The organism is Ignavibacteriota bacterium, assembly GCA_016713565.1.
Taxonomy (GTDB): Bacteria; Bacteroidota; Ignavibacteria; order Ignavibacteriales; family Melioribacteraceae.
Window position 1 is genome coordinate 1 of sequence record JADJOX010000004.1, and the last position, 13,859, is coordinate 13,859.

Genomic DNA, 13,859 nt, shown 5'->3' on the forward strand with positions numbered 1-13,859 from the left:
TCAATTTTGTAGTCCAACAATTAATTTAAGCACTCTCAAAGACGTATTTTTAATTTGGTAATCGGCGGATATGTCAATTTTATTTTTTTCTCTGAATTCTACAATAGTTGTTTCAATTGCCGATAAGACAATGTCTCTATCAAATCCTGTTAAAACTATAGACCCTGCATCTTGCGCTTCGGGTCGTTCCATAGATTCTCTTAAACTAATAGCGGGAAAGGAGAGTATCGCACTTTCTTCACTAATAGTACCGCTATCTGAAATTGAACATAATGAATTTATTTCAAGGTTCACATAATCAAAAAATCCGAATGGTTTAAGAAACTTAATTCTGGGGTCAATATTTTTTTTGCGCCTCCAATCTGTTTTTGGTTCTCGGATGTGTGGATACAATTATTGGGATTTTGTATTCTTCCGCGATTGCGTTTAATACGTTTATGATTTTTCTAAGATTTTGGCTGTTATCTACGTTCTCCTGCCTATGGAATGATACAACAATATATTTCTTCTTTTTTAATTTAAGTCGTTTAGTATATTCTATTTTTTTATTTTATCAATGTTGTCTTTAGAACTTCATTCATTGGTGAACCGGTAAGATAAATTCTACGATGGAGGGAGTCCTTCACTCTAACAAATGTCTTCTGGCGTGTTCAGTATAAACTAAATTGAAATCAGCAATATGATCAATAATTTTTCGATTTATTTCTTCAGGTACATTAGCATCAAAACTTCTATTGCCGGCTTCCATGTGGAAAATAGGTATGTGCATCCTTTTAGCTATAATTCCTGCAATGCTGCTGTTTGTATCACCCAAAATTAAAACCGCATCCGGCTTTTCTTTTTCAAGCACTTCCTCTCTGTTTTAATTAAGTTTCACCTAATATATGTCCCAATGTACTTGTATTGACTCCAAGAAAATAATCCGGCTTACGCAAACCCAATTCTTCAAAAAATATTTCATTTAATTCATAATCATAATTTTGTCCGGTATGCACAATAATATGAGTTAGGTATTTTTCCAATAATTTAATTGTTGAGCTTAGTCTTATAATTTCTGGTCGTGTACCAAGTATCGTCGCAACCTTCAAAGAAGATTTTTTATTCATATTCATAATTCGTTAATTTTTACATTTTCAAAATATGTATCTGGATCTGATTCATCGTAAGGTTCATTAATCCAGAATAAAGTTAATAGTTCATCATCACCAATATTTGTAATATTATGAGTTGTCCAAATAGGCATATCAACTATTGAAGGATTATTTCCATCTAAAAAATATTCAATTATTTTAACTGTTCCGATTCTCCTCAATTGAATTTTTGCTTTCCCTTTAATTACTGCAAATCTTTCAATTTTGCGAGTGTGAAAATGATTTCCTCGAGTAATTCCATACTTAGTTGTGGAAAATGAAAATTGTCCAGAAATATTACTTCTAATTATTTAGTAAAGGAGCCTCTACTATCTGAATGTTGAACTAAATTATTAGGAAGCGGTTCTCAGGAAATAACATCTGAAAGAATTAAATAAATCTAATTCAAATTTATTTTTTTAATTCAGGTATAATGCTATTTTCAAAATAATCTGTTTTTAAACTTTTGTAGTGTTTCAAGTATTGTTGATACTTTAATTGTTTTGGTGCTTTCAATCTCTATTTTTTGAATTGGATTATTTGATTTATGAATAATGGAATTATAAAAAATTTCCACAAGCTCATTTATAAATATCAAATTTAACTCGCTATCTGTATGGATCTCTGGAATTTCATTATGTGTTAGTTGATATGAAAATGTTGCAATAACTGAATTATAAAAAGGGTTCCCGAATGGACCAAAAACGTTTGGAATTATTAAGGCTGTAAAACTTGAATTATTTTCAACTGCCCATTTTTCAAAAATTTTTCTACCATCCCTTTTAGATTTACCATATAAATTATCTTTCTCTTCCTGTGTTGAGGAGGAGAAAAGTACATGAAGTTTGGAAACAGTTCTAGTACACGATGCTAACAATTTATCAACTAATTCAATATTTGTATTATATATTACTTCAGTTTCCATATCTATTCATTGCTGCAAGATGTACTATTGCATCACAACCTTTAACAAATTTATCGAGTGATTCATCGTCGAAGTACTCATCTTTAAATGAAATCCTTTCAATATTATCATGCAGCCCAAGATAATTGTACAGGTGAGAACCCATAAATCCTGATTGTCCGGTTATACCAACTTTTATTTTGACTTCACTCAACTAAAATTTCCACTCTGCATTTTTAAAATAATCGATTTCAAATCTATAATCATCATTTACAGAATTTTCAAGTGTTGAAGTTGAAAATACAAGAAGTTCTGAATTATTGAGTTTGTTAGTAAAGCCGCTTGCATATCCTTTCGGTACAAAAAGAATATTGTTCTCACTCTTTGATAATTCAAATTTACTAATGCTCAAATTTGGGTCGGGGCTATTTTTCAATTTTTATTAAATTAACCTTAAATGTTCCTCGTAAAACAAAAAAATACTTGCTTTCGAATTTATGTCCTTGCCAAGCTCTAATAGTATTAAACTTATTATGTCTTATAATATAAAATCGCTTAATATCATGGAAAGAAAAGTCATTAAAGAAAGTTAAAATTCCTCTATAATCCTTAAATTGTCCACCGCTAATTAGATTTGGCTGCTCATCTTGATAAAAGAGTTAGGCATATATTAGATCTTTTTTAATCAATTCCAATTTAAGTAAGAGTTCTTTTGTTTGCTCAACATCCAGCCTAAAAGTATTGTGGGAATGATATTCTTCAACTTTTGTAATATCAGTTTTACCTTTCTGAAATAAAGATCATAATTTAAATCTCTATTATCCGCCGGAATTCTGTAATATTTTTCCAAATCTTCAGCTTTTATCATTTCTTCGCGGTTAACCAAAGTCTCATAAAGTTTTTTCGCCATGTCTGGTTCCAATTATTTTAATATCCTTGTCATAGTTATACAATTCTATTATAGCTTGCGCAATAGTTCTTATTGTTGCCGGGGGATTTTTGTACAAACATATCTCCAGGTTTTCCATTTTCAAAAGCATAAACAACTAGATCAACTGCTTCGTCCAAAGTCATCATGAATCTTGTCATATTTGGATCTGTTACAGTAATTTGTTTTTCCTCTTTAATCTGTTGAATAAAAAGGGGAATTACTGAACCTCTAGATGCCATAACATTTCCATATCTGGTTCCACATAAAATAGTGCCGCTTCCATTCGTATTTCTTGCTTTTGCAATCATTACTTTTTCCATCATTGCTTTTGAAATACCCATAGCATTAATAGGGTAAACGGCTTTATCAGTGCTCAAAATAACAACTCTTTCAACATTGTGTGAAATAGCCGTTTCCAGCACATTTTCGGTACCAAGAACATTTGTTTTTACAGCTTCGACCGGGAAAAATTCACAGGAAGGTACCTGTTTAAGCGCCGCAGCATGGAAAATATAATTTACTCCTTTAATTGCATTTTCAACACTTCTTTGGTCTCTAACATCACCAATGTAAAATTTAACTTTGGGATTATTAATTGCTTTTCTAAGATCTTCTTGTTTTTTTTTCATCCCTGCTAAATATTCTTATTTCTCTTAAATCAGAGTTTATAAATCTATTTAAAACCGCAGTCCCAAATGATCCTATATGCCTGTAATCAACAATACCTTATTGTAAAAAAATTACTAAACATATTATACTCTTTTATTTGTTATTTCAATCCAAAACCGCTCTTACAGTATTGTCTTTCAGTATATAAGTCTTATCCGCTTTTTTACAGAACGCTACGCCGTTATCATTAAAATTAAGTCTTTGTCCCGCTTCGCTCATCCATCCAATTATTTTTGCGGGGTTGCCAACAACAAGGGCGTAATCGGGTACGTCTTTTGTAACAACAGAACCGGCACCAACGAATGCATATTTACCTATTGTATTTCCGCATATAATTGTACAGTTAGCGCCTAATGACGCGCCTTCTTTAACTAATGTTTTTATATAATGCTGAGCTCCTACTTGCGGATATTTGCTTCTTGGGTCGAGAATGTTTGTAAATACCATAGAGGGTCCGCAGAACACATAATCTTCTAAAGTAACGCCTTCATAAACCGAAACGTTATTCTGTATTTTTACATAATTACCTATTATTACGTTGTTCGCTATATTTACATTTTGTCCCAGCACGCAATTTCTGCCTATTCTGCTTCCGGATTGCACGTGCGTAAAATGCCAAATCTTTGTTCCTTCACCAATCGTAACATTTTCATCAACAACAGCGTATTTGTTTACTTGGTAATTTTTAGTTTCCCCGGTATTCAGATTAAATAAATTCATTTTTTTATATAATTATAATTTTTATTTCACAACTTCAGTTACAACGTCATTTTTAAGCAAATAGGTTTTTTCGCTTTTAGGACAGTAAGCAATGCCTTTTTCATTGAATTTCAATTTTCTTCCCGTCTCGCTTAACCAATGTTTTATTACAGCCGGACTTCCATGAACAAACGCGTGATCGGGAACATTTGAACATACTTCAGATTCCATTTCCACATAAGAATAACGTCCTATAATTGTACCCGCTTGTATTTCGCTATCGGAGCGGATAACCGCGCCTTCTTTTATTAAGGTTTTATATTTTTGCTTTTTGAGAATCCGGTGTAGGGGTCTTTAATGCTCAAAATTTCTTCGTCATCGAGATTTTGTTCATCGGCACTGCTCATAGCTATTTTCACATTTTCTTCAATCCGCGCGTCATCTTCAATTTTAACGTTATTTCCAATCTTTACATTTCTTTCTATTATAACGTATTGACCGATACTGCAATTGCCGCCGATAATAACATTTGAATGTATTCTGGCAAATTGAAATATTTTAGTTCCGCAGCCTATTTCTACATTTTCATCAATTATAGCATAATTATCAATACGGCAATTCTGCGGACTTTCTTTCATAAAAAATTTATTGTTGTTTATAAGTTGACCGCTAATTTATTCTGCAGCAATAGGGGATGAGGATATTCCAAATCAGTCGTTTTTAAATTTCTAATATCATGCACAATTTCAATTGACTGTCTGGCGGATTCTAATCCGTAGCCTTTGCCGTCAAGAATTGTGTTATAAACTTTGGTGTGAAGTTCGGTAAATCCATCGCTGAAATTAAATTCATTACTGTCAATTTCAATAGAACGAAATGTTCTTGTACCTTTTTCTTTATGGTTTGCGGTAAATCATTATATTCTAAAGATAAAAACCACCGTACATTAGCTATTTCCAATTCAAGCAATCCCGATATTCGTCTGGGCTCACTAAGATAAATGCTGTTTTTTTGAACTTTACCGAATATCCATCCGAGCATATCGAAAAAATGTACTCCGATATTTGTAGCTACTCCGCCGGATTTTTCAGATTCACCTTTCCAAGAATGATCGTACCATTGTCCTCTGGTGGTAATGTAAGTTAAAACAATTTCATGTTTTGAATCTTTAATTTCATTTTCAATTTTATTTTTCAACGCGATAATAGAATCGTGTTCTCTTAACTGAAGAATATTAAAAACTTTTTTATCTGTTTCGCGCTCAAGTTCTTCCAAAGCGTCTATATTCCATGGATAAGAACAAGAGGTTTTTCGCATATCGCGTCCGCTCCGGATCTTAAAGCGAATCGTATATGCGCGTCATGTAAATAATTTGGGGAGCAAATAGTTAAATAATCAACGGCGTTATCATTTGTTTTTCTTTTCAGCATTTCCAAATGTCTGTCAAATCTTTCAAATTCCTTGAAAAATCTAGCGTCCGGAAAATAACTGTCCAAAATCCCTACCGAATCATGAGGATCTAAAGCGGCTATTAAATCATTTCCCGTTTCTTTTATTGCTTTTAAATGTCTTGGAGCAATATAACCGGCGACGCCGGTAATCGCGAATTTCTTCATTTTAGTATTCTAAAATTTTTACAACCGAATTAAAATGGTTAACAATTGAAGTCCAATACAAGTTCTTTTTCACATTACATTTCAAGATATTCTCACAGCTTCGCCACCTCGGTCACATTAACGAATTGAAAAATTTACGGCAATATCTTTCCATGAAGTGTAAGACTTCATGATTTTCAATCTACTTTTTTGCTGGTTCCCCCGAACCACAGGCAAGTAAAATCTATTTAATTATTTAACGTTTTTTAACTGTGCTTTTTTAATCTTATTATAAATTTTTTCCTCTAAGTCATTATCAATAGCAGTTAGTAATCCTTTGAAGCAATCAACTAAAAACCGCAATTCATCTTTGAACTTCAGCGCATTTTTTTCAATAAAAAAATATTTATTTCTCGTTAAGTATTGGGGGAATCTTATATAAAGAAATAAATCAAATTCACTTATCATTCCTTATATCTTCCTTTTATGCATTATAGTCCAATTAGTAAGTGTTTTGAAATGATTACATAAATTTTTTTTTTATGTGCGCTTTCTCACAATTCTAGCGGATGCCTATTAATTGAGTTTATGTTAAAAATCAAAAGTTAATTTCGATTATCTGAATTATTGACCTTTCATTTGGAAATAGTTTGAAGTATATCTTTTTAATAATTTTTCTAATTTGCGCCAATAATTCGCTTTATTCGCAGAAAAAGATTATCAGCGGATATGTCGCGGATTCATACACAAAAAGAGTGCTTGAATATGTTAATGTGGCTGTTGACGGTGCAAATCAAGGAACAGTTACCGATGAACACGGTTATTTTAAATTGGAAATTAACGGTAATTCGGGTAATGTAATAATAAGCCATTTAGGCTACAGAAGTGAAATTATTAAAATAAAAGATTTCGAGTCGGATTATCCAAAATATGTCGAGTTGATTTATAAAGAATTGCTTCTGCAGGAAATTGCGGTTTATTCATCCAATACAAATTCAAATAATGAATTTCAGGTAAGCAGCAGTTCGCTTGAAAATGATCAGATTTCTAAGATTTCAAACGCGATGCCCGATGCATTGAGGTCAATTCAAGCGCTTCCGGGAATAAGCGTAAACAATGAGTTTAGCGCCGAGTTTAATGTACGCGGCGGAAATAAAGATGAGAATCTTATCGAAGTTAACGGTACTCAGGTTTATGAACCTTATCACTTAAAAGAAGCGCCTAACGCGAGTGTAGGTGTTTTTAATGTCGATCTAATTGATAGGGTAAATATAATTACAGGAGGATTCAGCGCCCGTTACGGCGACCGAATGAGTTCGGTTGCCAATATCGATTACAGAGAGGGAAATAATCAAAATTATAGCGGCGCGGGAACCCTTAGTCTGGCATTTGTTGACGGATATTTGGAAGGTCCTTTCCTAAATAAAGGGAATTTTATTATCGGAGCACGCAAAACTTATATGGAATATGTTATTGATATGACGGATTTCGGATACGAAAATATAAGAAGCGCCGACCCTTCTTTCTATGACGTGCAGGGACAAATTGCTTATCCTTTGGGTAAAAGTGATAAATTAAAGTTAAATTTTCTGCATTCCGCGGATAATTTTAAATTTAATCCTAAACCGGAAACTTCCTTTGATTACTATGAATCTTTATATAAAAATCAAAGTTCTCAAATCTCGACTGAAAACAAATCATATTCAAAACAATTGGGAAATTACTACAGCAGTTTGCTTGATTTGGAAATGAAAAATTTTATCGGCAGAAGCGCGTTTTTAAATACCGATGTTTCATTTTACAGTCAGAGTGATAATGATTACACTTCTTGGGGTACATATTTCAGAAAGGATATTGTCAGCGATAATATCTATTTTGATAGAAAAGTTAGGGAAGATCTTAGGAAATCAAAATTGAATATTCAAACTATGGAAATTAAATCATCATTGGACTGGCAATTGTCTCCATACTTTGAACTGCAGAGTGGAATTGGATATAAAGATATAAATTATATAGATAGATTTTACTATAGCAAATATGCAGTAAATACTTCAAATACAATTAGTTATCCGGATACATTAATTGAAGATTACGGATATATCGGAATCGATTACAGAGACGACTCGTTATTTGCTTCTTCCTATAAAATGTCAGGTTATTTAGAAAATATTATACAGATAGGAAAAAATATAGTTGTGAATATCGCGGGCAGAGCAGATTATTTTGGAATGAACGAACAATTAACTTTTAGTCCAAGAGCCAATTTAGCGTATTTATCCAATTACGGAACTATAATCAGATTGGCTTGGGGTCATTATTATCAATCGCCGATTTACAGCCAGTTAAAATACTCCGAAGCATCCGATTCAAATACAAAAGCGCAAAAGGCAATACATTATATTTTTGGAATTGAGCAGAATTTAAATTTATCAGCAAAAAGTATGAGCACGTTAAAAATCAAATTTGATATTTTCTATAAAGATTATAAAAGCCTTATTTCATCTTTTTATTCACATGGAGAAAGGCTGGCGTATTCCAGAGAAAACGATGCTTTAGGATTTGCGAAAGGTTTTGATATGTATGTTTTGTTAAATATACCTGGTTTTTATACTTCGGTAAGCTACAGTTATTTAAACTCAAAAGAAGATAAAATAAACGATGAATTGGGAGCATACCCAAGACTTACATCTCAGGAGCATACATTATCGTGGATAACGGATTTGGAATTGGGGAGAAATTGGAGTTTTAACACAAAATTTTATTACGGTTCCGGGTTTCCTTTTGCGGAAAAATATGTTACTTATAATTCTCAAACAGACGAGTATTATTGGAATAAATCAGAAACAAATAACGGGAATTTGCCGGAATATCAAAGGATTGATTTCAGAATTTCAAAGGAATTTCAATTCTCCTCCTACAAACTTAAAACTTTCATTGAAGTCAGCAATGCGTTTAACCACAAAAATATCCGAGGTTATGAGTACAGTTATGATAATAAAGGAAATCCGGTTAAATATGAAATAACTTTATGGCCAATTCTGCCTTCATTTGGAATAAGAGTGGAATTTTAATTTTTTCACTTAATTATTTGCCTTATTTAGAATACTAAAATACTTCAATACTTCAATTTTATTCACTCATTGGACATTTACAATTCAAGCTAAACTAATATCATAGTAATTTATTGATGGTCCAAAAAAAAATGCACTTTTCAAATTTTACTCTAACTGGACTATATTAATCCTATTATTAACAATAAAATATTCATATGAAAACAATCATTTTGGTTTGGGGAAAGTTGAATTTACTTCGAATAGGCATTCTCGGATTTATCGGTTTTTTTTCGGCAATTGTTGTCTCTAAATTATTTACCAACTTTTTTGCATCTAAATCATTTTCAATCGGTATTGACGATCTGCTTATTTCCAGCTTGGGTTTTTTCCTCGCGATAATCGTTAAAATAATTGAAAAATTCTCAAACTTTACGGAATAGTTTTTCCGTATTGTTTCCAATCTTTTCTTAAATATTTTTCAATTGTTAATTATATTTCAATAAATTAATTGTATATTTTTAATAATATACTTTAGATAAAATATATAATTTATTATTATGAAATGAGTTAACAGATATTTTGAAATGTTTAAGTAATCTTATTTATCCGTTTTAAGATAATTATAACTAAAGTAATGTTAAATAAAACAGCAGCTAAACTCCCGAAATTATTATACTTAGATCGGAATTATGCGGAAAATTTTCTGTAATAATTGGTCTTGTTGAATTTAGTTTAATTGTTTTCATGATGGGATAGATTCTAAGAAAATATCTGGATTTTTTTTCATTCTCGTTGTCAAAAAAGAATATTCTGCATTTTTTTACGTCCGAAATTATCTTTATCAGGAAACGTTTTTCTTCATCGACATAAGTTTCTGACTTTAAATTTGATTTGATTTCGTTTGACTGTGCCGCCAAAAAAAACGCGGCGGAAAATGTTTTATAATCTTCTTCTAATTTGGATAATTTCACTTCAATAATTTTTTCCCGCTGTTCAATTTTATCCGAAATTTTCTTCATAACATTTTCGGGTACTTCTTCATCCAGAATTTTTTTCAGCTGGGCGAGCATTTCTATTTCGCGAGAAAATTTGCTGATATTTTTTGAAATATAATTAAAAATATCTTCAGACAATTCGTCCGGGTAAAATATATATGTAAATAATTCTTTTTCGGTTATTCTAAACATTTTGTGCTTTTCTTTCTTGATTCAATTGAACTCAAATTCTAAAAATATTTAATCCAATTGATTTGCTAAATTTGTTTTTAAATTCTTCAAAAGATAATTCATAATATGATGATATTTTTCATAAAAAATTTCAGATGTAACAGCAGAATTTCTATGTTTTAAGTATTCAAATAAACTTGAACTTAAACCGCCGTTTAATAGATCAGCGGTAATATCTTCAAATGATTTTTTTACGAAAACAGCTTCTTCTTCCGTTATTTTGTGGTTTGGAACGTAAAAAGTTTCTAATCTTTCGTTTATATTATTTATTTCGTTTTCTAAAAGCGATAGATAAACGAACTCGTCATCCTGTACTGTTACATTTCCGGTCGATTCTCTGAAATTGGCAAAATATGCGGCTTTTACTTTTTTGACCAATTGATTTAACGGAATTATTGGATTATAACCGGAATTATCGGCAATGTAATTAAAAATTGTGTTGAATAAATCCATTTGCTTTTTTTCTGTAAATATGCTCCAGAATTGAATCAAAGAATTCCATCGGCGGAACATTGCTAAAATCACAATCATTTTTGCTTTTGGCAATGTAGACTGTGCCGAAAAACCTTTTCTTATAAAGATCGTTGCTGAAAATGCATAGATTAAGATTCGTAATGATTTTTTTAAATACGGGATCCTTTTCTTTTAAATGTGATGTTATTGTCTGAGAAGTTCTTTTCCAAATAATTTTTGAAAGGAAATATTCGGCATCAAGCTCAGAGGCAATGGGATCTTTCCAATTATTGTAAGATCTTAAAATTCCCAAAATTCCCGCGTTGTTTACGACAAATAACGGAACTATTGAATCAATTGCCAAATCGTCAAGTGACTGTATATCTATTGATGCAGGAAGCTGTTTTCTCGCAATGCTGCTTTTTAAGTAAACAGACGCAATTTTATAAGAATACTGAATTAGTGAGTTTAACTCTTTCTGTGAAAATATATTTTTATTAATTTTTCCAAGAATTTCTAATACGTTTACTTCCCCCATAAACTGCAAAGTCCCTATATTAAAGTAGTTGAAAAATACAAAAATTAAATGTGAAAATTCTACAGTAATTCTAAAATTCAGTAATTTAAATTACAATAATTTTTACCTTTTTTGGTGATCTACAGCAATTTATAAAATTTTAAATTATTTATTTCGTCTGAATCAAACTCTTTTCAATTGAATTCTATTACCAAGTTTGACGTTCCAATTTGTTATAAGTGAAAATACTTCGAAATCCGCAATTAAAAAATATTCGATAAAAAGTGACGAAAATTAATAAAATTTTTAACAAAATTACCAGCCAATCCCTTGTGACTTTCTGGTCTAAATTACAGAAATAATTCCAAATTAATTATAAACGTAATAAATGTATTACATTTGAAAATTTATAGTTAATAAAATTTTAATTAAATTTAAGAACTCAAAAAAAATAATTTCTAAATAAAAAACTCATAACTGTAATCCGGCAGATAGTTACGGATTTTATCATCTATGAACAATATTTATAAAATTGAAGAAAATCACCGAAGAATTTTATTTGATATTTCCAAATTAAATTCATTTAACGCTAAAATTGTAGCGTTTCTTCATTATTATAAGGAATTGGTAAACTATGATGATAAATTAGTAACCGAAGCTTATGTAACCGAAATTATTTCATTGATAATTCCGCTGGTTGAAAATTATTCGCCATTTGGATCAAATCCGCAGCTTTCTACAGAAATATTGGAAATGCTTATTGAGTTAAAACGATTTCCGATGAGCAATGAAGATTATATTTTAATTGATGAAAATATTCTAAGAATTAAAAATGAAATTGAAGAACTCAATATTATTTTAAATGGAAATTCAGCCGATGAAAATTTCACTTCTTCGGTAATTTTTCCGTTACTCGATAAACATTCGAATAATAAATATTTTACCGGAAATATCGAGACTATAAAAATCAGCTTAAATCAATTGTCGGGTTTGAAGGAAGATGAATTTCTTGTAATTCCCAGTTTGCCAAAAGTTGAAGAACAGTCACTTAAACAAATAAAAATATCTTGGCAATACGCTAAGAGTTTTATTAAAGATAATTTTAACGTTAAGATTCCAATTCTACAGATAAGTATTCAGTTTAGCAGAAAATATGGAATTTATGAAGGCGACTCGCACGGGTTGGCGCTTTCTCTCGGTTTTATCTCTGAATTATCTAATTATTTGAATTTAAAGATAAAATATAAAATTAATAATTCGGCGATTTTTACGGGATCAATGCTTCAAGACGGAAATTTGGATTCCATATCATCCAATATAATTGAAAGAAAAACATTAACAGCATTTTATTCAAAGTGCGTTTATTTTATAATTCCGCAAAAGAATTATCTTCAGGCAAAAGCTGTAATTGAAAGAGAAAAACTTAATTACGGAAATAAAAAAATTAATATAGTTCCGATTGCAAACGTTTCCGAAATATTTGAACACGGCGAAATAGTTAAAAATGTTACAGAGCCGGTTTCCACGTATTTTTACCGTAAAATCCGTTCATTAAAATATTCCGTTCCAATCTTAATTTTATTGATGATGATTATTATTCTGCCAATTTATTATTTTAAGAACGCTCAGACAAATGAGGAGAATGATTTTATTGAAACCGCGGTACAGAAATATAATTTAGATAAGAAAAAATTATCACCAATTCTAAATGACAACTCCTTATTATCATTAAAATTGGATAAGGTAGATTTAAACTTATCCGATTCAAGCTTGATAGATACTTTTAAAAATATTTCTTCGATAGAAAATAGATTTCACGAGAAAGATAAAGCTCTTTATTTCAGCGGAGACAGCAGTTTTATTCGTTTAAATAAAAATATTAATTTAAAATCGGGCTTTCCCATTTCCATTTCTATGTGGATAAAAAGGAAGGCTGGGATCGCGGATGGATATTCGCCAATAATTTCAACATGAACAGTTATTCCGGAGTTTGGATGGGTTTTGTTTACGGTTATATTATTTCAATGCATTTCGGCAACGATAGACCTACTGCTATTCCCAGTTCGAGAAGATCGGTTTATACAAAACAACCTTTGCCTGAAAATAATTGGTTTCATTTTGTTGGCATTATTATTTCCGATAAAATTATGTACATTTATATCAATAATAAAAGAGCGGAAGTCGTTTATGACGGCTCGGCAACCGAAGTTTTATATCAGAATGTTGGAGTTCCGGCTTTCGGCGAATACAAAACTTCCACCGTTTTGCCTCTTACTTATTTTAAAGGCGCGATTGATGATTTTAGATTTTATAACAGAGAATTAAGCGAAAGAGAAATATCAAAATTATTCCACGAGAAATATTGAGTGACCGTTAATAATTGAATAAATTGATGCAGTTAATATATAATTTCAAATTTGCGGCTAATTAAAAATAGATCAGTAATTTTTGGGGAAGTTTATTAACTAAACTATTTTTACTTTCACAATATCAGCGCCGAACGCGAATACTTTTATTAATTTAATGGAGCTTTTGCAATCTTTAATATTCTCAAAACCTTTTGAAGAATACGCGATAATTTCATTATCGAAATTTACGAAACGCCAATACCAGAAATTAAATTTATCTTTAAAAATTTCAAATTTCATCGAAACCTCAATATTAAATTTGTTAAAATAAGAC

Annotated in this window: 12 protein-coding genes and 4 pseudogenes; 4 read left to right on the plus strand and 12 right to left on the minus strand. The window is 30.8% G+C overall.

The window, feature by feature from the left end; all coding sequences use genetic code 11:
* The 8 genes and pseudogenes from wecB to IPK06_04555 form a co-directional block, all read right to left on the minus strand.
* A pseudogene (gene wecB, locus IPK06_04520) lies at positions 1 to 1,106 on the minus strand (UDP-N-acetylglucosamine 2-epimerase (non-hydrolyzing)).
* A 2-nt stretch (positions 1,107 to 1,108) separates the two neighbouring features.
* Positions 1,109 to 2,200, minus strand: a pseudogene (locus tag IPK06_04525) (NAD-dependent epimerase/dehydratase family protein).
* Between the two features lie 48 nt (positions 2,201 to 2,248).
* Positions 2,249 to 2,470, minus strand: a complete 222-nt coding sequence (locus IPK06_04530) for a hypothetical protein (protein ID MBK7979272.1) — start codon at positions 2,468 to 2,470, stop codon at positions 2,249 to 2,251.
* 223 nt (positions 2,471 to 2,693) lie between these two features.
* Positions 2,694 to 3,670, minus strand: a pseudogene (locus tag IPK06_04535) (polysaccharide biosynthesis protein).
* A gap of 69 nt (positions 3,671 to 3,739) precedes the next feature.
* The gene (locus IPK06_04540) at positions 3,740 to 4,354 is read right to left on the minus strand and encodes an N-acetyltransferase (protein MBK7979273.1); all 615 of its coding nucleotides are present in this window, start codon (positions 4,352 to 4,354) and stop codon (positions 3,740 to 3,742) included.
* Between the two features lie 21 nt (positions 4,355 to 4,375).
* The gene (locus IPK06_04545; protein MBK7979274.1) at positions 4,376 to 4,564 is read right to left on the minus strand and encodes a hypothetical protein; all 189 of its coding nucleotides are present in this window, start codon (positions 4,562 to 4,564) and stop codon (positions 4,376 to 4,378) included.
* Between the two features lie 77 nt (positions 4,565 to 4,641).
* Positions 4,642 to 4,971, minus strand: a complete 330-nt coding sequence (locus IPK06_04550; GenBank protein ID MBK7979275.1) for a hypothetical protein — start codon at positions 4,969 to 4,971, stop codon at positions 4,642 to 4,644.
* Positions 4,972 to 4,988: 17 nt separating this feature from the next.
* Positions 4,989 to 5,949: pseudogene (locus IPK06_04555) on the minus strand (Gfo/Idh/MocA family oxidoreductase).
* 629 nt (positions 5,950 to 6,578) lie between these two features.
* Between IPK06_04555 and IPK06_04560 the strand changes: the two are divergent.
* Together IPK06_04560 and IPK06_04565 are read left to right on the plus strand one after the other, a co-directional pair.
* On the plus strand, positions 6,579 to 8,999 hold the full coding sequence (locus tag IPK06_04560; GenBank protein ID MBK7979276.1) for a TonB-dependent receptor: 2,421 nt from the start codon (positions 6,579 to 6,581) through the stop codon (positions 8,997 to 8,999).
* 197 nt (positions 9,000 to 9,196) lie between these two features.
* The gene (locus tag IPK06_04565) at positions 9,197 to 9,421 is read left to right on the plus strand and encodes a hypothetical protein (protein ID MBK7979277.1); all 225 of its coding nucleotides are present in this window, start codon (positions 9,197 to 9,199) and stop codon (positions 9,419 to 9,421) included.
* A gap of 213 nt (positions 9,422 to 9,634) precedes the next feature.
* Here the strand turns inward: IPK06_04565 and IPK06_04570 are convergent, their stop codons facing one another.
* Genes IPK06_04570 through IPK06_04580 form a run of 3 tightly spaced genes read right to left on the minus strand, consistent with a single transcriptional unit; the run spans position 9,635 to position 11,198 of the window.
* Complete coding sequence (locus IPK06_04570; protein ID MBK7979278.1) at positions 9,635 to 10,168, minus strand: hypothetical protein; 534 nt, start codon at positions 10,166 to 10,168, stop codon at positions 9,635 to 9,637.
* Between the two features lie 48 nt (positions 10,169 to 10,216).
* Positions 10,217 to 10,660, minus strand: coding sequence for a hypothetical protein (locus IPK06_04575; GenBank protein ID MBK7979279.1), 444 nt, complete (start codon positions 10,658 to 10,660; stop codon positions 10,217 to 10,219).
* The gene (locus IPK06_04580; protein ID MBK7979280.1) at positions 10,635 to 11,198 is read right to left on the minus strand and encodes a hypothetical protein; all 564 of its coding nucleotides are present in this window, start codon (positions 11,196 to 11,198) and stop codon (positions 10,635 to 10,637) included. Before IPK06_04580 ends, IPK06_04575 begins: the two co-directional genes overlap by 26 nt.
* Before the next feature lie 492 nt (positions 11,199 to 11,690).
* Between IPK06_04580 and IPK06_04585 the strand changes: the two genes are divergently transcribed.
* Both IPK06_04585 and IPK06_04590 read left to right on the plus strand, forming a co-directional pair.
* Entirely contained in the window at positions 11,691 to 13,151 is a 1,461-nt protein-coding gene (locus IPK06_04585) for a hypothetical protein (protein MBK7979281.1), read from the plus strand.
* A complete protein-coding gene (locus IPK06_04590) occupies positions 13,094 to 13,543 on the plus strand; it encodes a hypothetical protein (protein MBK7979282.1) in 450 nt (149 codons plus the stop codon). The genes IPK06_04585 and IPK06_04590 overlap by 58 nt, the downstream gene beginning before the upstream one ends.
* A gap of 99 nt (positions 13,544 to 13,642) precedes the next feature.
* Here IPK06_04590 and IPK06_04595 read toward each other — a convergent pair whose 3' ends face one another.
* Positions 13,643 to 13,825, minus strand: coding sequence for a DUF1508 domain-containing protein (locus IPK06_04595; GenBank protein ID MBK7979283.1), 183 nt, complete (start codon positions 13,823 to 13,825; stop codon positions 13,643 to 13,645).
* Positions 13,826 to 13,859 lie beyond the last annotated feature (34 nt).